General features: G+C 39.0%; 21 protein-coding genes. 11 read left to right on the forward strand and 10 right to left on the reverse strand.

Going from position 1 to position 22,748, the window contains the following annotated elements; genetic code table 11:
- Window positions 1-4 precede the first annotated feature (4 nt).
- Window positions 5-847 (reverse strand): zinc-dependent peptidase, encoded by an 843-nt coding sequence (locus ACQ96U_RS10165; protein ID WP_431721135.1) that lies wholly within the window; start codon window positions 845-847, stop codon window positions 5-7.
- Window positions 848-1,305: 458 nt separating this feature from the next.
- Between ACQ96U_RS10165 and ACQ96U_RS10170 the strand changes: the two genes are divergently transcribed.
- From ACQ96U_RS10170 to tesB, 4 genes are all read left to right on the forward strand, one after another.
- Entirely contained in the window at window positions 1,306-2,118 is an 813-nt protein-coding gene (locus ACQ96U_RS10170; RefSeq protein WP_431721136.1) for an SDR family oxidoreductase, read from the forward strand.
- Window positions 2,119-2,212: 94 nt separating this feature from the next.
- On the forward strand, window positions 2,213-2,503 hold the full coding sequence (locus ACQ96U_RS10175; protein ID WP_431721137.1) for a hypothetical protein: 291 nt from the start codon (window positions 2,213-2,215) through the stop codon (window positions 2,501-2,503).
- A 399-nt stretch (window positions 2,504-2,902) separates the two neighbouring features.
- A complete protein-coding gene (gene trmH, locus ACQ96U_RS10180; protein WP_431721138.1) occupies window positions 2,903-3,610 on the forward strand; it encodes a tRNA (guanosine(18)-2'-O)-methyltransferase TrmH in 708 nt (235 codons plus the stop codon).
- 142 nt (window positions 3,611-3,752) lie between these two features.
- Window positions 3,753-4,616: an acyl-CoA thioesterase II gene (tesB, locus tag ACQ96U_RS10185; protein WP_431721139.1), complete on the forward strand. Its 864-nt coding sequence runs from the start codon at window positions 3,753-3,755 to the stop codon at window positions 4,614-4,616.
- Between the two features lie 146 nt (window positions 4,617-4,762).
- Here tesB and ACQ96U_RS10190 read toward each other — a convergent pair whose 3' ends face one another.
- Window positions 4,763-5,674 (reverse strand): DMT family transporter, encoded by a 912-nt coding sequence (locus ACQ96U_RS10190; protein ID WP_431721140.1) that lies wholly within the window; start codon window positions 5,672-5,674, stop codon window positions 4,763-4,765.
- A gap of 449 nt (window positions 5,675-6,123) precedes the next feature.
- On the opposite strand from ACQ96U_RS10190, the gene ACQ96U_RS10195 reads away from it, so the two are divergent.
- From ACQ96U_RS10195 to ACQ96U_RS10215, 5 genes are all read left to right on the forward strand, one after another.
- The gene (locus ACQ96U_RS10195; protein WP_431721141.1) at window positions 6,124-6,882 is read left to right on the forward strand and encodes a substrate-binding periplasmic protein; all 759 of its coding nucleotides are present in this window, start codon (window positions 6,124-6,126) and stop codon (window positions 6,880-6,882) included.
- A 262-nt stretch (window positions 6,883-7,144) separates the two neighbouring features.
- Window positions 7,145-7,891: a substrate-binding periplasmic protein gene (locus ACQ96U_RS10200; protein WP_431721142.1), complete on the forward strand. Its 747-nt coding sequence runs from the start codon at window positions 7,145-7,147 to the stop codon at window positions 7,889-7,891.
- 212 nt (window positions 7,892-8,103) lie between these two features.
- Window positions 8,104-9,198, forward strand: a complete 1,095-nt coding sequence (locus ACQ96U_RS10205; protein WP_431721143.1) for an ABC transporter substrate-binding protein — start codon at window positions 8,104-8,106, stop codon at window positions 9,196-9,198.
- A 436-nt stretch (window positions 9,199-9,634) separates the two neighbouring features.
- Complete coding sequence (locus ACQ96U_RS10210; protein ID WP_431721144.1) at window positions 9,635-11,026, forward strand: cache domain-containing protein; 1,392 nt, start codon at window positions 9,635-9,637, stop codon at window positions 11,024-11,026.
- A gap of 8 nt (window positions 11,027-11,034) precedes the next feature.
- Window positions 11,035-11,664: a response regulator transcription factor gene (locus ACQ96U_RS10215; protein ID WP_431721145.1), complete on the forward strand. Its 630-nt coding sequence runs from the start codon at window positions 11,035-11,037 to the stop codon at window positions 11,662-11,664.
- Window positions 11,665-11,789: 125 nt separating this feature from the next.
- Here ACQ96U_RS10215 and ACQ96U_RS10220 read toward each other — a convergent pair whose 3' ends face one another.
- Window positions 11,790-13,148 carry a sensor domain-containing diguanylate cyclase gene (locus ACQ96U_RS10220; RefSeq protein WP_431721146.1) on the reverse strand — a complete coding sequence of 453 codons (1,359 nt, stop codon included), beginning with the start codon at window positions 13,146-13,148 and terminating at the stop codon, window positions 11,790-11,792.
- Between the two features lie 143 nt (window positions 13,149-13,291).
- Complete coding sequence (locus tag ACQ96U_RS10225) at window positions 13,292-14,686, reverse strand: PLP-dependent aminotransferase family protein (RefSeq protein WP_431721147.1); 1,395 nt, start codon at window positions 14,684-14,686, stop codon at window positions 13,292-13,294.
- A gap of 126 nt (window positions 14,687-14,812) precedes the next feature.
- Here ACQ96U_RS10225 and ACQ96U_RS10230 point away from each other — a divergent pair, with 126 nt between their 5' ends.
- Window positions 14,813-15,550 carry an alanyl-tRNA editing protein gene (locus tag ACQ96U_RS10230; RefSeq protein ID WP_431721148.1) on the forward strand — a complete coding sequence of 246 codons (738 nt, stop codon included), beginning with the start codon at window positions 14,813-14,815 and terminating at the stop codon, window positions 15,548-15,550.
- 151 nt (window positions 15,551-15,701) lie between these two features.
- Here the strand turns inward: ACQ96U_RS10230 and ACQ96U_RS10235 are convergent, their stop codons facing one another.
- From ACQ96U_RS10235 to ACQ96U_RS10260, 6 genes are all read right to left on the reverse strand, one after another.
- A complete protein-coding gene (locus ACQ96U_RS10235; protein WP_431721149.1) occupies window positions 15,702-15,980 on the reverse strand; it encodes a hypothetical protein in 279 nt (92 codons plus the stop codon).
- Between the two features lie 423 nt (window positions 15,981-16,403).
- The gene (locus ACQ96U_RS10240) at window positions 16,404-16,544 is read right to left on the reverse strand and encodes a hypothetical protein (RefSeq protein WP_431721150.1); all 141 of its coding nucleotides are present in this window, start codon (window positions 16,542-16,544) and stop codon (window positions 16,404-16,406) included.
- 37 nt (window positions 16,545-16,581) lie between these two features.
- On the reverse strand, window positions 16,582-17,037 hold the full coding sequence (gene pyrI, locus ACQ96U_RS10245) for an aspartate carbamoyltransferase regulatory subunit (RefSeq protein ID WP_431721151.1): 456 nt from the start codon (window positions 17,035-17,037) through the stop codon (window positions 16,582-16,584).
- Between the two features lie 19 nt (window positions 17,038-17,056).
- Entirely contained in the window at window positions 17,057-17,980 is a 924-nt protein-coding gene (gene pyrB, locus ACQ96U_RS10250) for an aspartate carbamoyltransferase (protein ID WP_431721152.1), read from the reverse strand.
- A 670-nt stretch (window positions 17,981-18,650) separates the two neighbouring features.
- On the reverse strand, window positions 18,651-19,208 hold the full coding sequence (locus ACQ96U_RS10255; RefSeq protein WP_431721153.1) for a TMEM165/GDT1 family protein: 558 nt from the start codon (window positions 19,206-19,208) through the stop codon (window positions 18,651-18,653).
- 336 nt (window positions 19,209-19,544) lie between these two features.
- Complete coding sequence (locus tag ACQ96U_RS10260; RefSeq protein ID WP_431721154.1) at window positions 19,545-21,368, reverse strand: adenylate/guanylate cyclase domain-containing protein; 1,824 nt, start codon at window positions 21,366-21,368, stop codon at window positions 19,545-19,547.
- Window positions 21,369-21,590: 222 nt separating this feature from the next.
- Here ACQ96U_RS10260 and ACQ96U_RS10265 point away from each other — a divergent pair, with 222 nt between their 5' ends.
- The gene (locus ACQ96U_RS10265) at window positions 21,591-22,355 is read left to right on the forward strand and encodes a substrate-binding periplasmic protein (protein WP_431721155.1); all 765 of its coding nucleotides are present in this window, start codon (window positions 21,591-21,593) and stop codon (window positions 22,353-22,355) included.
- The last annotated feature ends 393 nt before the right edge of the window (window positions 22,356-22,748 follow it).

Consider the following 22,748-nt stretch of genomic DNA (forward strand, 5'->3'; position numbering starts at 1 on the left):
TTTTCTATTGATTATTTGTCCAGCTTCGAGGATCTAATTGGTAGTAACTATGTAGAATTTGGAATAATGCTGGATTATGCATTGCCAGCTGATGGGGATGAGTAAAAAAAGTTTCAGTGGCTACAGCGAAAAATTCTGCTGCATTTGTCGCGCCGTATTGATTAATTACATGTGGAATACCTACGATGACTTCATGCCTTAAGCGAGTCAGTTCTTCAGCCATCAAGTGGCTCCAGTGTTGAAAGCTGTGTTTGGGGCCTAAAATAGGAATACCATCAGTATACCCATCTTCAGCGTCTAACTGATGGGCGAACTCATGGAAGGTCACATTTTGGCCTCGTTGTGGGTAACGGCTATCAGTAATGACATCATCCCACGACAGAACAATTCGCCCATTATGCCAGGATTCACCTAAACGGTGAGAAGGGGCGGAGGAAATAACGCCTTGCTCAGAATGTTGCGCATCCGGAACAGTGAAAGCACCAGGATAAACAAGGATTGATTGTAACTTATTGTACCATGCTTTAGGTTGGTTCAATATGAGTAGGCAAGCCTGTGCAGCAATGGTGACTCGAATTTCTTCTGTTAAGGAAAGTCCTTGGCAGCCATAAAATTTTTTTTCTAACAAAAAAAGTTGGATTAATTTTTGTAGTCTGAGTTTTAATGATTGAGGCAATAAGTGATAAATAGCAAAGTTTTTATTTAAGACTTCATGCCAATCTTGTGGAAACGCTGTTCTGAGAGCACGTTTGCGTCGAAGTTGAGGTATGATAAATACTTTGAATACGACAAAACCCAGTAAAAGGATACAGACTGCTGTATAAATGACGAGTGTAACGTCAGGCACTAAGACATTCCTATAGACAAGTAAAAAAATATACCCTTTCAGGGTATGCACTTTCTGGTGGGCAGCCAGGTTATATAATATGAAGGCATCTGGTGATTATTCAAGTATATGGCTTATGGGCACCTCTAATAATTCACTTTTTCCGTGAAAGCTATGTCAGCGCTGTATTCTTGCCCCAGCTAGCGCTTATTAAATACTTAAGGTTGCTATCGCTAAGCATACAGCAGTTGCTTAGCCCTCATGTATGTCTTATACACTGCGGTCCTCCGTGCAGTGCTTCCTTGCTCTCACAAAAAAATCACTATTTTTAGAGGTGCCTTATGATTTTTCATTTGTGACTGAAATAACATTTGGATTTGAACCATTTTCGAAGAGTATAGGTAACCGCTACGTAATAAAAAATTTGCTATTCTTTAGTATAAGTTTTTTAAGAATAATTAAAATAATATGTTTTTATAATGAAATATTTTTTTCGTAATAAAGTTGTAGTCATTACTGGTGCTTGTGCAGGGATTGGTCGGCAGCTGTGTTTACGCTTTGCTCGTGCAGGTGCTTGGATTGCTGCAATAGATCTTGACCAGTCTCAACTTGATGCCTTAGCCAATCATTTGGAAGCACTTAATACCCGTGCCTTGGGGATTGCTTGTGATGTAAGTCGAGAAGATGATGTTGATCATGCCTTTAATTTGATTCTTGATCACTTTAAAAGTATTGATGTTTTGATAAATAATGCAGGGATTACACATCGGAGTGCTTTTATCGATACAGATATTACCGTATTTCGACGTGTGTTGGATGTCAACTTTTTTGGTGCATTATATTGCACAAAAATAGCCTTACCGGCATTATTGGTGAGTAAAGGGTTAGTCATCACGTTAAGTAGTATGTCTGGCTTTACACCCATGTGGTATCGCTCAGGGTACAGTGCAAGTAAGCATGCATTGCATGGTTTATTTGAAAGTCTAAGGCTGGAAGTTGATGAGTGTGGGGTGGACATTATGATGGTGTGTCCAGGTTTTACGGCCACGGATATCCATAAAAATGCGCTTGAAGGCGATGGTTCAATTACCAAGTCCCCTTTTTCGCTGGTTGGACAGTTAGCATCACCTGTTGATGTGGCTGATAAGATTTATCAAGCGGCGACAAAACGTAAGCGGTTAGTAGTGCTGTCAAATGTAGGTCGAAGAGCCCGTATGCTTTCATATTTCTGTCCGCATTTATTTGAACGTTTAATGTTAAAGATTAAGAAACAGCAACAAGGGCATTCATAAATATTATTGAAAATAGGAAATAAGGGTTGTATATCATTTTCATTGGGTATAATTAGCACTGATATAAGCTTTAAGATGATAAGGTATAAGGTTGATGATAAAGTATCTTAGTTTTATCTGTATATTATTGGGTGTATGTGTTGGTTGTGTAGCTAAACAACCTGCGAATTATGTTGCTTGCCCAGAAACGAGACCTGAGGCTTGTACACGTCATTATCAACCTGTGTGTGCTGAGCGTGATACGGGGGTTCGTTGTGTAACAACACCTTGTGATGAAGCGGTTGAGTGGGTGCAAAAGTCAAATAGTTGTGAGGCTTGTGCAGATGGGAAAGTTTATGGGTATTACCCTGGCGAATGTAATAGTAAGCCAGATAACACAGATTAAAAAACGCTACTCTCCCCTTCATGAATCAATTTTACCCTGCTAGGGCACAAGAGGGTTGTTGTTTGCAGCAGCCCATTTCCTGATCTGAAAACCCACTCTTGTTTTACCTCAATCATTATTAAGGGCTCCTGTGGTATTCCCCTGTCGTATTAAATATAAGCTTTTACTGAGTAAAAATGGGAAACAAAATATATGAAAGAGCAATAATTAATAAAAAATAGCATGAGTATAAGTCGTTGTTCGTACATCCATTTTGGTAGTGGATGCTAAGTCTGTCGTTCTATCTGGCGCTCCAAAAGTACATTAATAGCAGATATACTGAATCAGAAGGTGAATATAGTGCGTGATTAGCGGTATATAGCGATAATTTCAGTAGTAGTGAATTAGAAGGAACACTAAGTGACTCCTGAGCGTTATAAGCGATATAAAGCAACCTTGGATCGTCGTCAACCAGATTTGACAGTAATCACTGACAGGGTGCATAAACCGCATAATTTAGCGGCTATTGTAAGAACATGTGATGCTGTGGGGATTGGTGAATTTCATTACACAACCCCACGAGTAGGCTATAGAAGCCTTCCGGGCACAACGATGGGCAGTCACCAATGGGTTACTCGACGTTCGCATGATACTGTGCAAGAGGGTATTGATTACTTGAAGTCTGCAGGTTTTAAGATATTTGCAGCACACTTCTCGACACGAGCAGTGAACTTTCGAGCGGTTGATTACACACAACCTTGTGCGATTTTACTTGGGGCTGAGAAGCAGGGCGTCAGTGCAACGGCTGCCGAGGTTGCAGATGAGCATATTATTATTCCTATGCAAGGTATGGTGGCATCATATAATGTATCTGTTGCAGCCGCTATTATTTTAAGTGAAGCACAACGACAACGTGAGAATAAAGGGCTTTATAATCATGTTAGGCTTGAACAATCTGTTTATCAGCAGTTACTGTTTAGGTGGTGCCACCCTTTAGTAGCTGAATTTTGTGATAAACACCAACTGCCTTATCCTCCATTAAATCAAGAGGGGATAATTGTTGAGCAACAGCAGTGGTATAGTCAGGTGAAAGTATTACTGAATAGTTCAGTAAAAAAAAATGATTAAACGGAAATATTATCAGTTTTTTGAATATAGCATGATAGTTTTTTGTTGTAAGAAATTGTTTTAAAAAGTTGATGTTTTAGATACTGACTAAACTCTGGTAGTAATAAAGCATTTTTTATGAGTTTTGTATTTGAGGTAATCAATGGCTGATGTATTAAATAATCTGTTAGCATTACTGCAACTGGAAAAAATTGAGGAAAACCTGTTCAGAGGTCAAAGTCAGGATTTGGGATTTCCACAGGTTTTTGGTGGCCAAGTAATGGGGCAGGCGCTGTCAGCGGCAAAGCAAACAGTAGATGAAAGTCGTAGTGTACACTCATTCCATAGTTATTTTTTACGTCCAGGTGATGTTTCCAAACCCATTGTCTATGATGTGCATAGCATTCGTGATGGAAAAAGTTTTACAACACGTCGTGTTGCAGCTATTCAAAATGGTAAGCCTATTTTATACATGTCAGCCTCATTTCAGCGTAAAGAGGATGGCTTTGAGCATCAGGATAGTATGCCTGAGGTTCCTGGTCCTGAAGGGTTAATGTCAGAGCTGGAAATGGCTCGAAAATTTAAGCATTTAATTCCAGAACCCTTAAGAGAAAAATTAACCTGCGATAAGCCAATTGAAATAAGACCTGTAAACCCAGTAAATCCTCTTGCACCAGAAAGGCGAGACCCTGTTAACTATGTGTGGTTCAAGGCAACGGGTACTATGCCTGATGATCTTCGTGTGCATAAATATTTATTAGCGTATGCATCAGATTTTTATTTCTTAATAACAGCATTATTGCCGCATAAGGTTTCTCTGTGGCAAAAAAATATGCAAGTTGCAACGATAGACCATGCGATGTGGTTTCATCAAGACTTTCGAATGGATGATTGGCTACTCTATGCTGTAGATAGTCCATCTGCTTCAGGCGCAAGAGGATTGGTGCGAGGGCAGTTTTTTAACCGACAGGGACAATTGGTTGCCTCAACAATGCAAGAAGGATTAATCAGGCAACATGAGAAATAAGTAACCCAAAATGGAGTCATTTTTCATTAAAAAATAAATCCCTATGGATTTTTGATTTAGATGGTACCTTAACTCAATCTGTTCATGTTGACTTTTACTAATACGCTGATGTCGAGTGCAATGATTTAGTTGCACTCGAAGAGCGATTAAGGTTGAGTTGAGTTATCTGTAAAGGGTTGGCGACGAAACTGTTTTGGGTTGATGGCCATCACTAATCCGCCACACACAATGAGGGCTGCACCAATTATGATGAAGGCATCAGGAATGTCTCCCCAAATGAAGTAGCCAAGAATAACTCCCCAGACAACAACTGAATATTGAAAGGCTCCAACCATGGGCGCTGGAATATATTTTAACGCAGCAAAAATTGGCATTTGCGCAAGACCATTCAAAAAACCGCATAGTGCAAATATGAGCCAGTCCTGGGCTGTAGGTGGTGTGTACCCGTAATAAAGCATGAGTATGCCTGAGACAATGAGCGGTACCTGACAACCGTAGAAGAGCGTGGTGCTTTGTTGTTCAGATTTGCTCATAATACGCAGCATAATAGTATTAAGAGCAAAGCAAAATGCGGTACCTAGAGCCCCTAACATACCGATATTAAAATTACCTATTCCAGGTCGAAGCACAACTAATACGCCACAAAAGCCAATCATTATGGCCATAATTTGCCGTTTATTCAGCTTATCACCTAATAATAAGGGGGCTAAGAGCGCTAAGATGATTGGGCCTGTTAGAATGAGTGCAAAACTATCTGCCAATGGCATCATACTAAAGGCGAGTAAAGCACAAAGCCTTAACCCTAATAGTACTAGCCCTCGGGTTAACTGAAGTGTAGGGCGTTGTGTTTTAAAAAGGCTACTGCTGCCTTTACGTTGACGTAATAGAATGAAACCTATTGGCAACAGGCTAAATAAGAAAGTCAAAAAACTGATTTGTGCAAAGTGATAGCTGGATGTTAACCATTTTGAACTGGCATCCATCAAACTGAATAATAAAAAGCCGAGCGCAGCAAGTGAAATGCCATATAGCTCCGAAGAACGCTGGGCATACGTCATAATGTTTCCTATTAATGGATGGTTAAAAATATACCAATAGCCGAGCCGGTGGCTTAACTTAAATGAAGTGATATATTGAACGCGTATTCTACATTAAGTTTGGGCATTACGCACAATGTGTTCCTTAGTGCTGAGGTCTTGGTAAGTTACTGATGCTTGTTCACTTAGTGGCGTACTAAACTATGCGAACCTTTGCGGTGAGTAGACTTACTTTAAGGACACCTCTAAATCTTATGATAAAAGCACTTGACAGATATTTGAATAGGATTATAAGTTAGAAGCATTCTAGTGAGCGTTTATAATTTAGACAGTTACGAATTAATAACGTGTGTAAATTATATATGCCTACTTTTTAGCAGAACCTCATTTAATTGATAGGAGATTATTAAGCAAGGAACGCCACACGTCCTAAACTAACAATAAAGTAAGCGAGTAACGAGGTTAGTGGCATGTTCTATAAATGGTTGAAATGGTGTGTACTATGCCTGGCAGCTGGGTTTGCTAATATTTCTACAGCTGACATCGATCCTAACTACAAAGTTATTTTACTCACAGAAAATTTTCCCCCGTATAACATGAGCGTTAATGATAAAAACTTCGCTCGAGATAATAATATTGATGGTATTTCAGCTGACGTTGTCAGAGAGATGTTTAAGCGGGCAGGTATTCGCTATACGTTAACACTTCGTTTTCCCTGGGATCGAATTTTTAACTTAACCCGTGAGAAAAGTAACTATGGGCTATTTTCCACAGTCCGGAATTCGGATCGTGAGAAAATGTTTAAATGGGTAGGGCCAATTGCTCAGTTTGATTCGGTTTTTCTTGCTAAAGAATCAAGTTCAATCGTTCTTTCCAGTTTAGAAGATGCTAAAAAATATCGCGTGGGTGGTTATGAAGGAGATGCCACGGCAAACTTCTTACAAAAACGAGGGTTTGAACTGATTTTATCGTTAAAAGACAATCAAAATGCTAAAAAACTTAATCAAGGTAAAATTGATCTGTGGGCGACTGGTGATCCTTCAGGACGCTATCTTGCTCAACAAGAAGGTGTTAGAAACCTTAAGAAAGTATTTACCTTTAATACGTCAGAATTGTATTTAGCACTTAATCCAGAAGTCCCTGAAGAAGTCGTTAATAAATTACAAAGTGCATTGGATGAGATACGTAAAGAAGGCTTTATTGAAGAAACGATCAATAGCTATTTGTAGGTGTTAAGTGTATCTGTAAGCTTTAACTGTAAGGATGAGGTAAAAGACTTAATTAATAAACAGTGGTTTACTAATTGCTGTTTTTGAAAGAAATATCCAAAATATTTTGTGATGTTAATCTAAAATTGACTAATGATTACTCTTGTCGTCATACTTATTTATATTAACAATGAATAATGTTTATTGAGCGCTAAGGATGTGTTTTAAGTATGATGCTTTATGTGGGATGGATAATACTACCTGTTTTAAAAGGTAATTTTTAATGAGCCGCAACAATTGGCTGATAGCCAGCATATTTTTGCTATTCGGCAGTATTTCATTTAACTTGCCTGCTTTTGAGTTAAAACTACTTACTGAAAACAGTCCCCCATTTAACATGAGTGCAGGGGGGGGGAATTTTGCTCGTGGTGACCAAGTGGTAGGCATTGCAACTAACGTTGTTCGTGAAGTGTGTAAGAAAGCAAATGTATCTTGTGAGATTACCTTACGTTTTCCTTGGAACCGTATTTATCAACAAACATTAGAGCGCTCTGACTATGGTATTTTTTCTATGGCACGGACGCCAGAAAGAGCCAGTTTATTTCAGTGGGTAGGACCAGTAGCAAAGAATAAGTGGGTTTTTCTTGCTAAAGCAGATAGTAGTATCACGCTTAACAAGCTTGGTGATGCAAAGAAATATATCGTTGGGGCTTATAAAGGGGATGCTAAAGAAAAATTTTTAACTGACAATGGTTTCAATTTACAAACATCGCTTAAAGATGATCGGCTTGCCAAGAAACTGGATGAAGGCAAGATAGATTTATGGGCATCGAGTGAATTATCGGGCCAGATGTTAGCAAAAAAGCTAGGGATTTCGGTTAAGCAAGTTTTTGTATTTGGTGAAATCGATTTATTTATTGGACTTAATAAGGAAGTCCCTGCCGATGTTGCGAGCAAAATGCAAAAAGCTGTAGAAGAGTTAAATAAATCAGGACGCATTTACGAAATTCAGAATAGTTATTTTAGATAATGTTCATTAATTAATTTTCAATGGAATTTTATTGATATTTTCGGCTACTTTATTAGCAATTGTATGGTAGCACGTTCTAATTCAATTCAAAGTGTCAGTTTGGCTGGGATGTTAAGATTGATCGATGTAAATAGTGCTTTAAGTCGTCTTCAAGAAAGGATTTATACCAATCTAATACAATTGATCACTAGACGCTCTAAGTAGGTATATTTATGCGAATATTGCTTGTGATCCTGCTGTGGGGTTCACAAAGTCTCTGGGCAGGAAGCCAAGTTGATGTTGCAGTGGTTGGTCCCAGGAGTGGCCCTGTTACAGAATATGGTGATATGCAGTTTACTGGCGCTCGATATTCAGCGGATGATGTTAATCAGTCTGCAGCACATTCAGTCCACCTAAACTTAATTTCATTTGATGATGCCTGTGACCCGCAACAAGCCGTTGATGTGGCGAAGAAAATTGTTCAACAAAAAATTCAATATGTAATAGGCCATCTGTGTTCAAGTGCGACACAAGTTGCTGCCCCCATTTATGAGAAAAATAACATATTGATGATAACTCCTGCATCAACCAGTCCTTCGATCACTCAGCAAGGATACCGGTTGGTGTTTCGTACCATTGGGCTTGACTCAAAACAGGGTCCATTGGCTGCAGAATTTATTATGCATCATAAGCCTAAGAACCTAGCCATCATTCATGATAGACAACAGTATGGCAAGGGAGTGGCAGAGGCAGTTAAAACAACGCTTATGCAGAATAAGTTCCCTATTAAGTTGATGCTGGAAGTAGAAGTCGGTCGCATGAACTTTGATCAAGAAGTAGAGATCCTGAAGAGGCAAGAAATCGACTTTATCTATTATGGTGGGTACTATCCAGAATTAGCTCATATGCTGAGGCAAAGTAAACGTCAGGGGCTTTCTATTCAAGCCATGGGACCTGAAGCAATTGCCAGTCAAGATATCATGCCGCTGTCTGCTCAAGCGGCTGATGGTTTATTGGTAACGCTACCTCCCGCTTTTTCAACATGGCCTGAAGCTAAAAATATTGTTGAGCGATTACATCAGGAAAAATTAGATGAGGGTAGCCCTTTTATTTACACGAGCTATGCTGCAGTCCAGGTGCTTGCAAAAGCAATATCAACGTCTAAGTCTCTTGTGCCTGCTGATATCGCTAATACTTTACGTCAGAAGTCGTTTGATACGCTTATAGGTTCATTATCTTTCAATGATGCAGGTGATTTAAACCAGTTTAAATTTGAGGTTTTCAGAATGGATGCTGATGGAAAAATGAGCAAGGTGTTTCCTCTATAGATCATTTGGTGAGGCAACACTTGGAGTAGTGCAAACAGGCTATTTTTATAAAAAGGAGCTGAAAAGAAGGTCAGTACTGATCTTGACTCAAACTACCTATTACCTGACTCACTGAAAGATCTGCACTGACAAGAGGATCAAACAAGCATGCCAATTAGCCGCATGGGACAGTTCCTATTCTATGTTTTTTTTTTGATGTTACCTATCCGCAAAACTACGCAAATTAGCTCAGTAGTTTTTCTTAAGTAAAACTACTTATCTGTTGGTTTGTTAGACAACGAAAATAATGAACCACAGTTGCAGATTATATTCCTCATGTTATAACTTTGCGAATAATTTGATGCAATTTTAATTGCATAGAACATTGACCTTTGTGGAATATATCCACAGAGTTAAGGGACTTTTTAACTAAAAACAAGGAAGTGAGAACAACTCTATGCCTGATTATGGGATTTGCTCGTTAAAATTTAAAATAATCCTTTTAGCTATTATTCCATTAGTGGTTGTTATCACAGTGATTTCATTAATGTTTTTTCTTGGATCTATAGATTTAGCTAAGGAGCAGCGTCGTATAGTAAAAGAAAACATCATGGCTGAAAAAAAGTATGAACTTCAAAGTTATGTAGATATAGCTATGTATTCCATTAGCCATATTATTGATGTTAATAAGGATGTTGCTACCGCAAAACAGCAGGTGAAGAAACTTCTGAATAGTATGCGGTTTGATACGGATGGGTACTTTTTTGTCTACACCATGGAGGGCACAAATATTGTTCACCCTATGTTGCCTGATATTCAGGGGAAAAATGTATGGCATGTAAAAGATAAAAATGGTAAGCAAGTCATTAAAGAGCTAGTAACAATTGCCAAAAAAGGTGGTGGATTCTTCCAGTACTGCTGGAATAAGCCATCAGTAGATAAAGAAATGCCTAAAATTGGGTATGTTGTATTACTACCAGAGTGGGAGTGGATGATAGGCTCAGGTATTTATATTGATGATATCGACGAAGAGATAAAAAATTTTAATAACCAAGTGACTGATAGCTTTAATAATACCTTTGTTCGAGTGCTAGTTGTTACAATTATCAGTATCTCAATGATTATCATGTTGATTTTGTCTATCAATATCAGTGAAAAAAAATTGGCAGATAAAAAATTAAAAGAGCTTACTCAACGAATTGTAGATTCACAGGAAGCAGAGCGTGCGAGAGTAGCCAGAGAACTTCATGATGGGATTAATCAGTTATTAGTGTGTATTAAATATTCGTTAGAAGCAGCAAAAGAGCATGTCAACAAAAAAAGCCCCGCTGAGCAAGAGTTGCAGTGTGGTATTAAACGTCTGGATGAGGCTATTCAGGAAATAAGGCGTATATCAAGAGATTTAAGACCTAGCTTATTAGACCATCTTGGGTTATTTCCGGCATTAGAAGCACTATGTCGTGATTTTTCATATCGCACACATATTGATGTTCATTATGTTGCTGTCGATAATCTGAGATTGGCAAGTGATGTAGAAACCACACTTTATAGAATTGCTCAAGAAGCACTAACTAACGTTGAGCGTCACGCTAAAGCTACGCAAGTAAAGCTTTGGTTTCAAGTAAATAAGCTTGCCTTGATGATGTATATTGAAGACAATGGACAAGGTATTTCGTTAAATCATCATGGTAATGGCAGCGCGATAACGGATGCTAGTACAGGAGTAGGGCTAAGAAATATGCGTGAGCGCATAGGCTATCATGGAGGAGAGATGTTCATTGATACCAAAATTCAAAAAGGCACAAAAATAATAATCAAGTTACCTCTGCTTTCTATACAAGAAACTTGATAGTCATTATGAGTCAGCATATCAGAATATTATTGGTAGATGACCATGTGCTTGTGCAAGAGGGTATAAGAGCACGTTTATCGCAACAATCTAATTTAGATGTAGTTGCAGTTGCAAGTGATGGTGAAAGTGCACTACAAAAAATAGAAAATACACCTATTGATGTCGTGTTAATGGATATAAGTATGCCAGGCATGAATGGTATACAGGTTTTACAGCGTATTAAATCATGGTATCCAGATTTAGTTGTATTGATTTTGACAATGCATGATAGTCGAGAGTATTTGCTAAGTGCATTGCGTTCTGGAGCCTCTGGTTATGTGCTTAAAGACGTTTCTGCCACTGAACTGATTAATGCTATTGAAGTGGTATTTCATGGTGGCACATACTTGAGTCGGACTGTTTCACAGACATTGTTAGATAGTGAGAAAGAAGCAACGATACCAAATATACCACTAACCCCAAGAGAGCAAATGGTGCTTGCCTTGCTTGCTGAAGGAGAGGGTAGTAAGCATATTGCAGAGAAATTGCACATCAGTGTGCGTACAGTAGAAACTCATCGTCAGAAAATTAAACGAAAGCTTGGCATTAATAGCACAGCAGAGTTAACGCGTTATGCAATAGAGCATAATTTATAAGCTATGCGATTAGATGTGTTCTAACGTCTTTAAATAAGCTGTAAAAAGTATATATTTTTAATTATTAGGCGATTATAGCGCTGAATAGGGCGCCTTGGAAATGGTATCATTTTGAAGCAATGTTATTAGGCTTTGACCTGCATGCTTTCTGCCGCGTTTAGTAAGTTATGTTCTGTTTGGTGTTCATTGCTGATTGCGAAGCCTATAGCACAGGTGACATTTTTTTTAGTATTTTCAATTTCGAAGGGTTCAGTAAATGCACTATGAATTCTCATACAGCACTGTTCTGCCTGTTGACGATCTGCATCTTCCACGATAACAATAAACTCGTCACTTGCGAATCGACCAACAGTATCTTTGGGGCGGGTGTTAGCTTGTAAGCGTGTTGCAACTTGCTTTAATAGAGCATCACCTGCCGTATGGCCAAATTGTTCATTTATTTCTTTAAAATTATTTATATCGAGTATAATGAGGGCAAAGCTATAATTGTTTGATAATAGACTTCTGGCAAAACAGCGTTTTAATTGATCCAAGAAACTATAACGTTTGAGTAGCCCAGTTAATGCATCATGCGTTTCAGTATATTGTAGTTGGTCAATAATAAGTTGTCGGCTAAGTAGTGTACCCGTCCATTCTGCGAGAATTTTCAGAAAACTAATATCTATTCCTGTATAAGGGACAACTCTAGGCATATTACTAAATAAACAAAGTACCCCATATACTTTTTCTTGAACAATAATTCGACAGCCCATGTAGGATTTGGTAGCTTGTTCTAGTTGTGCCTCACTAAAATGCTCACTTAATTGTTGGTAAGTAAAGTGAATAGGGTTAGGACTGTTAATTGTGAGATAATTCAATTTTTCTTGAATCGGTAGGCTAAAGAGTGGTTTTTGCTCTATTGTTGTGTGTTGAAAATCCACAGCAAATTGATCGTTCATTAAGCGATATATAAAACAAAACTGCTCACCAAAAAGTTCACAGCTTGCTTTTAACATTTTATGGATTTGGTTTGAAGTTGAGTATTCTTTCTGAGGGGTAAATGAAAAAATATGTTCCATGCTTTTTAGTTTATGCAGAATAGGATGGTGCCAAGCATGGGCGATACCTTGGGCTGCATAGCGTGATATACATAATTTTATGGAGGTTACAATACTTGTTAAAGGCAGGTTTGTTACATCCAGAAAATCATACATCCCTTCATGAATTAACTCATCAACTGATAGCTCTGCACTCAAGTCTCCCGCTAGAAGTGTGGGAAGTTGTGGTTGTTGATAATTAAACTCAATGAGTGATGTAGAACCAATATTAATATCAACAATAACAGCATCAATTTCAGATGATCCGATAGTTTGCTCTGCATCATTTAGGGAACTGGCTGCAATCAGTATAACTTCTTCCTGAAGTTTTTTGCTGTTTTTAAGTAAGTTATGCAGTGCTTTATTAGTGCTTGCTACTACCAGTACATTGTACGGTCTATGGTTCAAGATAACTATACCTTTTTTGATCTAGTTATTGAGAATGAATGAGTGTTCCTGTTGTTATTGGTGTTGTACAGTCACTTAAGCGTTACTTTCCTTTAAGTGTAGCAGTTGCTATACGATCAGTGATGTTATCTATTACGTCAGGATTACCAATCTTCGGGCTCTGGAGGAATACTTTTTAGTCGTTCTGAAATTTTTTGTAATGCTTGAATAAGCTGATTATCTTCTATGATATGGCTAATAGAGATTCGAATAGCCTGAGGTATGGGGGCATTACCTACGGCAAATGAAGCGCTGGGCGTTATATCGATATTTTCTTGTGCTAAAGCATTATGCAGTTCCTGAGCTTGCCAGATGGGAGGAAGCGGTAACCAAATATGGTAGCTTTGTGGGTGGCTGATAGGATTGAAAGAACTTAAGATATTTTCTGCTATTTGATGACGTCGTGTTAATGTGGAAAGCTGTAATTGAATCAGTTTATTGGCACTGCCATCTTGTAACCAGCGACAGGCTATTTCGTGGGTTATGGGTGGTGTTAGCCAACAGTTGGCTCGTAAGCTTCTGGCAAGCAAAGGTAATGTACTTTTTGGAGAAATAATCCAACCACTGCGTAGACCACCCGCCAACAGCTTTGAAAAACTACCAATATAAAAAACACGTTCAGGGGCATAATTATAAAGTGCAGGTGGGCGTGATTGCTGCAAAATACCCTGCACATCATCTTCAATAATCCATGTATTGTATTGATTGGCGATATCAATAATCTGTTGCCTACGCTCTGTGGGAGTAGTATGTGTTGTTGGGTTATGTAATGTTGGGTTGAGGTATATGGCGCGAGGCTGATACTTTTGACAAAGTGCTTCAAAATGATCGGGCATAATGCCTTTTTCATCTAATTGAACGCCAAGCAGTTGAAGTCGGTGTTGGCGTGCTGAGGCGATAAATCCAGGATAATTAAGCTGTTCGCATAGTACCGTATCTCCAGGTTTGCAAAGACTGGCAATGACAATATTAACCCCATGTTGCCCACCATTTGTTAATAACAGCCGATCAGCACTGGTTATTAAATTAAACTGTTGCAACCAGTTTGCGATTATTTCACGTTGATGGGGCATACCTTGCTCAGAGTAATACCCCATTAGTAAAGCTAAAGATTCTGGTTGTTGGCTGAGCTGCTTAAGTGTTTGACTGAGTAGTAAAGGTTGCTCAGTAAGAGGCGCTATACCTAAGCTCAGGTCTATGCGGTTGGTTGCAACATGCTGGGGAATCTGAAAACCATTATCAGGTTGTTGCTGGCGTACAAATGTCCCACGCCCTACATGTCCATATACATAGCCTTGATCTTCCAATCGTTTATACGCTCGTGACACAGTGCCAACGGTAACACCCAAGCGGTCGGCTAGCTGTCTTTGGGGAGGGAGCTGGTTTTTTTGTGTGAGAGTGCTCGTTTTAATTTGCTCAATATAAGCTTTTGCAATGCGTTGATAGCTGGGGCCTGTTTGCTCATTAACCTGTTCGGGGTTTATCCAGAGAATTGTCATGGTATCAATATTTTTGTTGATGTTAGTTTTAGGGTGATTAATACTAACAATGTTTTTATTTTGTAGCGATTATTAAAGGTTTATTTTTAAATTGTATCGATACAATTTTGTGTGGGAAAGTGTTTTATGGAAATGAAGTTTTTAACCAAAAGTTATGCTCAGACATGTACTACGAACATAGTGGAAAGTGGCGAAGGATGGTTTCGCTGTCAAGAGACTATCTTTTATCCTCAAGGTGGAGGACAGTTGGGTGATACGGGTAAGGTAATTTTTGGTGATGACAGTCAGTTAATGATTGTGAATACCCTAAAAGGTGGGGAAATAGGTCAGGTAGTACACTATTTGCAAGATAAATCATGCGTACTTCCTGTAGGGTTGCAGGTTAACCTAATACTTGATTGGCAGCGTCGCTATCAGTTTATGCAACTGCATACGGCACTTCATGTGTTATCCGCCGTACTCCCTTTTCCTGTGACAGGGTGTCAAATTAATGAGACATCAGCTCGAATAGACTTAGCTTGCCCTGAGTTAACATTGACCAAAGAAGAAATAACAACAAAGTTAAATGATTTCTGTTGTGCTAACCATGTTGTTACTGTGGAACAATTGCCAGAAGAATTACTGCAAAAACAACCAGAATTAGTAAAAACCATGTCGGTAAAGCCGCCCACAGGTGTCGGTAATATTCGTATGATTCGAATTGATTCCATTGATTATCAACCTTGTGGAGGAACCCATGTAGCGAATACAGGAGAAATTCCAGCGCTTGTTGTTTCTAATATTAAATCAAAGGGAAAACAAAACAGGCGGGTGACGATTTGCTTTGCTGAAGAACCAAAGGTATTGGGCTTGCACTGTGAGTAATATAGCAATATTTTTCTGTATTTATACTTAAAGGCGCCATTAACTTGATGTTTACCGCTCTTAATGAGGTATGTCTAAGTGAAAGGGATTGAGGCAAGAGAAAGGAGAAATAAATGGTACTGAATATGCTCCTCTCTCTAATGAGTATTTTTTAAAGGGCTAAATCAGGTTCAGCTCGGCAAATGCTATCAAGCCAGAGAGAAGCCATTAAGTTTTCACTGCTGAGCCAGTTTTCAGCCAATGCTTCTTCGGTACTCGCTTGGTTAAACTCTGGAAGAAAATGGTCAAATGCATCGTTGACGCTTTGTTTCTTAGCACCATTTAAATAACGCATATGTCGTAAAGGTTGAGTTTGCTCTCCTGTGGAATGTGCAAAAAACTCTTGTAAAGCCATTGAAGAAAATAACTGAGATGCAATGAATGTCATCATGAACTCCCTTTTTGATGAAGTGGTATCTCTAATAGAGTGAAGAGCATATTTCCATTACTTTATAACGTGTTTTATAGCTAAACAGTAATTATTAGCAGGTTGTAAAACACTTGATGCCTTTTGCTAAATGATGCACTGGGATTAATGCATTATTAATGCCGATTAATCATATAGCCGGAAAAATATGTCTACAGCAAGTGCTGTTAAGGCCTGGAGTTGAATTAAGGAGCAACTTCAGTGTTTATCATTCAGCTAAAAGTGAAGTATGTATGCACTGACTAAGAGCATATGCTTCAATTTGGACATTTTTATTAAGCAGCAACCCACTGGTTAATATTTTGAATGACCCATGAGTTTGAACAGAGCAATTACATATAAAAATAGCTTGTGATGAGTATAGATTGTGCCAATGCAGGGCATGAATTAGTTTAATGGTAGACAACGACTGGATAATGCATAGCGGACTGTTTGCCGCAAGGATGTGGCAAACAATCCTCCAGGGAAGGATTTACGGCGTGTTCGAAGGGTGTTATGCAGTGTCAGGTGAAAACAATCGCGTTGCATATACCCCTTAAGGGTATATGTTTGGAAAGGTAGGGGGTTATAACCCCGCTACAATATCTTTGCTAAATGTTTTTTCACAATACTTACATTTCAGGTAAATGCTTTCATGTTTCGTAGTAACCTTAAAATAACTGGTGACAGGTTCATGGAGTGAAATACAGTTTGAGTTGGGGCAATCAAATACACCTTCTAATGTTTTAGGTGTTGACATTGTGAACTTGTCTTTTACGACATAATTATCAATGACGTTGATGGTTGCACTAGGTGCAAATAATGAAAGCTCATTCGCCTCTGACTCAGTAAATAATCGGTTTTCTACTTTAATAAGATCTTTTAAACCGATTTCCTGGCTAGGTAGGTTAAAACCAACCGTAATTTTTTCATTGCCATCAACCAAATGAAGTTGTTTTAAAATTTTAATGCCTTGGCCCGCAGGTATATGATCAATGACAGTACCTTTGCGAATGGCCTCAACCAGTAATTTATTAGCCATAGTGTTTTTATCCTACAGGTTAAAGAGTTTCGTTTAATACAAGCGCGAGTAATGCCTGACGGGCATAGATGCCATTCTGTGCTTGTTCGAAATAATAGGCGTAAGGGGTTTTATCCACATCGACGGTAATTTCGTCTACACGAGGAAGTGGATGAAGTATTTTTAAATTTTTTCTGACATCTTTCAGCATTTCTGCGGTTAGAATATATTTAGAGGCCATATGTTTATATTCAGTTTCATCAAAGCGCTCTTTTTGAACACGAGTCATATAAACAATATCAACGTCATTAATGACATCTTCAATACTTTGGGATACTTGGTATTCAATGCCTTTTTCATCTAACTCTTCCAGAATATAGTCTGGCATGGCTAATGCTTCAGGAGAAATGAAAAAGAAGCGACATTTAAATAAAGAGCAGGCTTGGGCAAGAGAGTGAACGGTTCGACCGTATTTTAGATCCCCAACAAAAGCGATATTTAATTCATCCAGTTTTCCCTGGCATTCAAAAATAGTAAATAAATCCAAGAGTGTTTGAGTCGGGTGTTGGTTAGCGCCATCACCGCCATTGACGACAGGAACTGAAGAGAATTCACTGGCTAATCGCGCAGAACCTTCACGAGGATGGCGAATGACAAATGCATCAGTATAAGAGGAAATCACTTTGACTGAGTCTGCTAGCGATTCACCTTTTCTTGCTAATGAGGTATTAGCATCATTGTCAAAGCCAATGTGCGTTCCACCCAGGCGTAAGATGGCCGTTTCAAAAGAAAGCCGGGTACGTGTCGATGCTTCAAAAAAACAGCTGGCAACAACTTTATTTTTGAGTAAAGGGGGGGGAGGCTCACACTTTAATCGCTCAGCAGTGCGAACAATTAACTCCATTTGTTCTCGCGTTAAGTCTGAAATGGAGATTATATTTTTTTGAAATAGAGGGTTTGCCATAGCTCACTCGCTTTTTCGGGTCAAAAAAAAGCCCCGATTACGGGGCTTTTTAAATTTTTGATAATAAATTAAAAAAATAGCAAATCGGTTGTTTATCTGGTGTTTAAAGGGACGGTATTGCCAGATCATAGCAAACAAAAAGGTAAGGTGTATTATATTGAAAAGCATTGATTTGAAATGCAATGCAGTCGAAGTAGAAGAAAATATAGAAGAATGAGCTAACTCTGTGCCAACAAGACAGTGATTGCTGGTGATAGATATCGTTAGAATTTGCCCATCACAATTCACAACTACTTTTTCCTCACTTGTTTGTCTGGAATACGACAAATTAGGTTTTTAGCTGACTCAGTACATACCCTTTTGGTGGTACAACTAAGATTTAGTCTCAAGAGTGATTTTTAAGATTAATTGCTATCACTCAGCAAAAACTACCACCCAGTAAATCAAAATCCTTCACTGAGAGTATATACCCTTTTTAACATCTATAAACGACGTCGTTAGGGTATATAACTAATGTGCAATAGCGGTTGGCTCTACTCGCACAAAATTGCGGGAATTTTACATACTCAAATCAAAAACACAACCCCTGTAGTTAGAAGATTTTGTTTTAAAAACAAGTTCTGTTGTGATCTGATTTGAACAGTAGGACTTTAAAGGTGACTAAAAGCGGTTAACTGATGATTAGTGCCATTGCTCCCAGTAAGATAAAGAGTAGCGCTGTGATCCAACGAATCCACTGAAGTGGTAGCTTGTCTGCAGCGAATCGACCAAGTACTACCACAGGTACATTGGCGAGTAACATGCCCACGGTTGTGCCTGCGATTACTTGTAGGGTGGCTGAATAATGGGTTGCTAGAATGATGGTTGCTATTTGAGTCTTGTCGCCAATTTCTACCAGAAAAAACAGCACCAGCGTGGTTAAAAAAGCACCCCAGTGATGTGTTTTGGTGGGAGTGTCATCCAGTTTATCGGGTATCAAAATCCACATACCCATCAGCATAAAGCTGGTAGCTGCAATCCAAGATAAGTAGTCAGGGCTGATCAGGTGATTAAGATAGTTGCCTAAAACCGCAGCCAGTCCATGGTTGGCGAGTGTTGCTAGTGTAATCGCAAGGATAATGGGAACTGGTTTTTTAAAACGAGTAGCGAGCAATAGCGCTAATAACTGGGTTTTATCACCGATTTCTGCTAGAGCAACAGAAACAGTTGAAAAAAATAATGCACTCATAATGGACTCTTAGGGCGGGCTCGTTCCAATGACACACACTCCTACCCGCCCTATGCGAAGGAGATATGTGTCAAAGGTCTTGCCAAAACAGCGAGGACTGTTGCATTTAGGCCATGATTCATTGAGGAATCAATTATGTTGACCTAAACCTTGAAGGTTAAACCGTTAACGGTTTTAGCCTTTGCAAGCGGCTACTCCCCTAAGACGGGACAGATTGTACCTTACTTTTGAGTATCTGCAATAGAAGCAGTCTAAGTGGCATAAACACATTACCTGCTTTCTACCCTGATTGATCACTATGAATGAAATAATGTTAGTGGTAGCAAATGCAAATAACTAAATGGCAGTTTGGTACACATAGCCTTGTCCTGATGAATGACTACTTCGCTCGGAGTTTGGGGCAAAAACGCTTACTGCTCGTTGTTTTCCCCTAATGTGTATTTTACCAATTTCTCGACAGGTGAAGTCGGGTGCTAAATGATGTGTTGCTTCAGAAATCAGTATACGGGTATTGTATTCTTTATTAAGCCCCTCTAAACGTGCTGTAAGGTTAACGTCATCGCCATGAACGGTATAATTTAAACGGTCTTTAGCGCCTACACTACCGGCGATCACTTCACCTGAATTAATACCAATGCGACAGCGCATTGGATGATTACAGAATAATGTTGTGCTGAGTGCGTGTTGTATTTCGATTGCTGCAGTGAGAGCCTGCCTTGCATGCTCTGCGGGAGTATTAATGTTGAATACGGCTAATACTGCATCTCCCTGGAATTGAGTAATCATGCCATCATGCTTTTCTAAAATACGTGTGATCAGGGAAAAGTACTCATTGAGCATGGTAAAAAGTTGCTGAGGTGAGATTTGCTCTGCCAGCGCAGTAAATCCTTCAATCTCAATGAAAACAATGGTGGCCTTTTGCATCTTTGGTTCTAATGTACCATTAGATTGCATGAGTTGTTTAGCGATGTTGTGGGGGACATACTGTCCAAATAACCGTCTCAGGTTTTCATGGGATTGTAGATCATCCAGCATGTTATTAAACGCATGTGCTAGCAGGTTTAATTCTTGAAGAGGTTGTTTTTTCAGCCTGGGTACTTTGGTGAGTGGAACCTGGCCAACTTTGGCAAACATCATTGTAATATGCCTTAACCGGTTACCAATGAAACGTGCACCACCCACAGCAAGCAGCATCATAACCAACAGAATACAACAGCTGGCAATCAGTAAATGAATGAAGGTTTGCTCGATATCTGCATACTGGTCATAGCTGAAGTAAATACCCACTATCCATGGAGAATCACCAAATCCGGTAAAGTCTGTGTAGATGAACTCCCATGTGTTGTCATCAAGTGCAATACTGTGTCCTTTTATTGAGGGGTTTTTCAGCCACTTACTGGGTGTTTGGCTGCCCCCCCAAATAGCTTTTAAGGGATGATTTTTGGCTAGATTTGCTAAGGTTGGAGCGGGAGTTTCAGCACTCACGAAATGGCCAGGTTGATAATCTGTACTGGATAAACCTAAGAGTTGTTGCTGGTTGTTAAGCAAAAAGATAACTGGTCGCATATCCTTTGCACTTTCTTTAATAATGGCACTGAGCTTTTCCAGCGTAACCCCTGTAAGTAATAAACCTGTTTTGCCATTAGGCAGTGATACTTTGCGATAAGCCTGGATGATGCTGGCTTTCAAACCAGGAATATAAACCGGGTCAAGCCATTTCACACGCTTGGTTGCTTCTGGTGCACTTAACAAGTGAGTGATAACGGGATGGTCTCGCCAGTAGTCTTTAAAGACATCTGTTTTGTCTCGTGCATAATAGCGGGCAAAGAACTGTTCATCGACATAGGCGATGCCCACCACTTGAGGGGTAGCGGCTAAAGTACCTTGTAGTAGCTTATTGAACTGCTGCGAATCATTGGTGGCTATGTAGCCTGACTCAATCAGTGAGGCAAGATATTCCAGTTGATTATTAATGGGACGAAGGTGACTTTTTAATTGGTCTTCTATGGAGGTTATCCCCATTTCTGCAATTTGATTAAAAAGCTTTTCAGTATTTTTTTCAGTACTAAAGAGTCCAAGTGACAAAATACTGATGACAGCAATAAGCAGAATGAGTGAGAAGCCGTAGGTAAGCAAACCTGTCAAAGTGATTTTTTTCATGAACGGTTGTTTATATAGCCTGTAACTTTCATTTTAAACGTGTTGAATGAGTGTAGCTGTTTCCTGAAATGTTGTTGAACGAATTTACACCATACTTTATCGGCTACTCAGTGTGCAATGTTGTCCCCATACGAACTTTATATCTACCTTATATAAAACGGCTAAACTGAGAATAAACTGCATGAAGATGATTCATTCATCTTGGAACATAGTGGGGGTGTAATGATGAAAAGCATAAATGTATTTCGTTTAACAGTTTGCTTGATGTTATGGGTGTTCGGGGTGCAAGCTACGTTTGCTTTAGCAGACAATAAGGTTTATCTGACCTCTTTGGATTGGCCTCCCTATACGGGTAAAACCCTACCTGATCAAGGGGCATCCGTTGCAGTGGCTAAAGCTGTATTTGCTGAGGCGGGTCTTGAGTTAGTAGTTGACTTTTACCCTTGGAAACGTGCGGTTAATTTAGCTAAAAATGATGATAAATATTTAGGCTATTTTCCCGAGTACTATGCTGCAGAGCTTGAGGAAGACTTTATTTTTTCTGAGCCGATGGGAAGCGGACCTTTAGGTTTGGCAGAGAAAAAAAGTGACCCTGTGGTATGGAAGAGTTTGGAGGATTTAAAAGCATATAAAATTGGTACAGTGAGTGGCTACGTTAATACCACAGAATTCGATCAAATGGCTGAGGCCGGAACAATAAAAGTGGATAGTGCGGGTGATGATGTCAAGAACTTACTAAAATTAAATGCTGGCAGAGTAAAATTGGCGGTCATTGACAAGTATGTTATGTCTTACTTGCTTGATACGGATCCTTCATTGAAAAAAGTAAAAGGAAAGCTTGTATTTAACAAGACACTGCTTGAAGACAAGAAGCTATATGTTTGCTTTCGTAAAAGTGAAAAAGGAAAAGAAATACAGCAGAAGTTTAATGAAGCGCTAAAAAAGGTTGATGTCTCAGCCATAATGGCCAAATACCTTAGTCAATAAATTGAGGTAATAACATATCAATTATGAATGAAGTTTTCAGTGGTGGTTAAGTTGTTGAATTTTGATAGGCATTTCTGTCTGATACGCTTAAACAGGTTTTTATTTCCATATTATCATTAAAATTGTTCGGCAAGAGACTGTGATACAATAGCGATAAGTGTTTCGATCTGTTTGGCTTGTCTTGTTTTAAAAGAATCACACAACTGCGCTTTCTCCTTAAGTGTAATAGAGAATCACTGTGAGTTGTGTTAATTTCCCTGCCCGTTATTTATTCTTCATAAGCTAGGTTTGAATTTATAACTTCCATCCATACTGGTACAGTGCCAGACAGAAGCGTTTGTGGCTGTGTATGGATGGTAATATGTTGCTATTAACTTGATATTTAAGCATGTA

Origin of the sequence: Zooshikella sp. RANM57 (genome assembly GCF_050749885.1) — a bacterium.
Taxonomy (GTDB): domain Bacteria; phylum Pseudomonadota; class Gammaproteobacteria; order Pseudomonadales; family Zooshikellaceae; genus Zooshikella.

Coding starts and splice junctions, on each gene's coding strand:
- ACQ96U_RS10170 (WP_431721136.1), top strand. CDS start 1,306: ATGAAATATTTTTTTCGTAATAAAGTTGTAGTCATTACTGGTGCTTGT.
- ACQ96U_RS10175 (WP_431721137.1), top strand. CDS start 2,213: ATGATAAAGTATCTTAGTTTTATCTGTATATTATTGGGTGTATGTGTT.
- tesB (WP_431721139.1), top strand. CDS start 3,753: ATGGCTGATGTATTAAATAATCTGTTAGCATTACTGCAACTGGAAAAA.
- ACQ96U_RS10190 (WP_431721140.1), bottom strand. CDS start 5,674: ATGACGTATGCCCAGCGTTCTTCGGAGCTATATGGCATTTCACTTGCT.
- ACQ96U_RS10195 (WP_431721141.1), top strand. CDS start 6,124: ATGTTCTATAAATGGTTGAAATGGTGTGTACTATGCCTGGCAGCTGGG.
- ACQ96U_RS10200 (WP_431721142.1), top strand. CDS start 7,145: ATGAGCCGCAACAATTGGCTGATAGCCAGCATATTTTTGCTATTCGGC.
- ACQ96U_RS10205 (WP_431721143.1), top strand. CDS start 8,104: ATGCGAATATTGCTTGTGATCCTGCTGTGGGGTTCACAAAGTCTCTGG.
- ACQ96U_RS10210 (WP_431721144.1), top strand. CDS start 9,635: ATGCCTGATTATGGGATTTGCTCGTTAAAATTTAAAATAATCCTTTTA.
- ACQ96U_RS10215 (WP_431721145.1), top strand. CDS start 11,035: ATGAGTCAGCATATCAGAATATTATTGGTAGATGACCATGTGCTTGTG.
- ACQ96U_RS10225 (WP_431721147.1), bottom strand. CDS start 14,686: ATGACAATTCTCTGGATAAACCCCGAACAGGTTAATGAGCAAACAGGC.
- ACQ96U_RS10230 (WP_431721148.1), top strand. CDS start 14,813: ATGGAAATGAAGTTTTTAACCAAAAGTTATGCTCAGACATGTACTACG.
- ACQ96U_RS10235 (WP_431721149.1), bottom strand. CDS start 15,980: ATGATGACATTCATTGCATCTCAGTTATTTTCTTCAATGGCTTTACAA.
- ACQ96U_RS10240 (WP_431721150.1), bottom strand. CDS start 16,544: ATGCAACGCGATTGTTTTCACCTGACACTGCATAACACCCTTCGAACA.
- pyrI (WP_431721151.1), bottom strand. CDS start 17,037: ATGGCTAATAAATTACTGGTTGAGGCCATTCGCAAAGGTACTGTCATT.
- pyrB (WP_431721152.1), bottom strand. CDS start 17,980: ATGGCAAACCCTCTATTTCAAAAAAATATAATCTCCATTTCAGACTTA.
- ACQ96U_RS10255 (WP_431721153.1), bottom strand. CDS start 19,208: ATGAGTGCATTATTTTTTTCAACTGTTTCTGTTGCTCTAGCAGAAATC.
- ACQ96U_RS10260 (WP_431721154.1), bottom strand. CDS start 21,368: ATGAAAAAAATCACTTTGACAGGTTTGCTTACCTACGGCTTCTCACTC.
- ACQ96U_RS10265 (WP_431721155.1), top strand. CDS start 21,591: ATGATGAAAAGCATAAATGTATTTCGTTTAACAGTTTGCTTGATGTTA.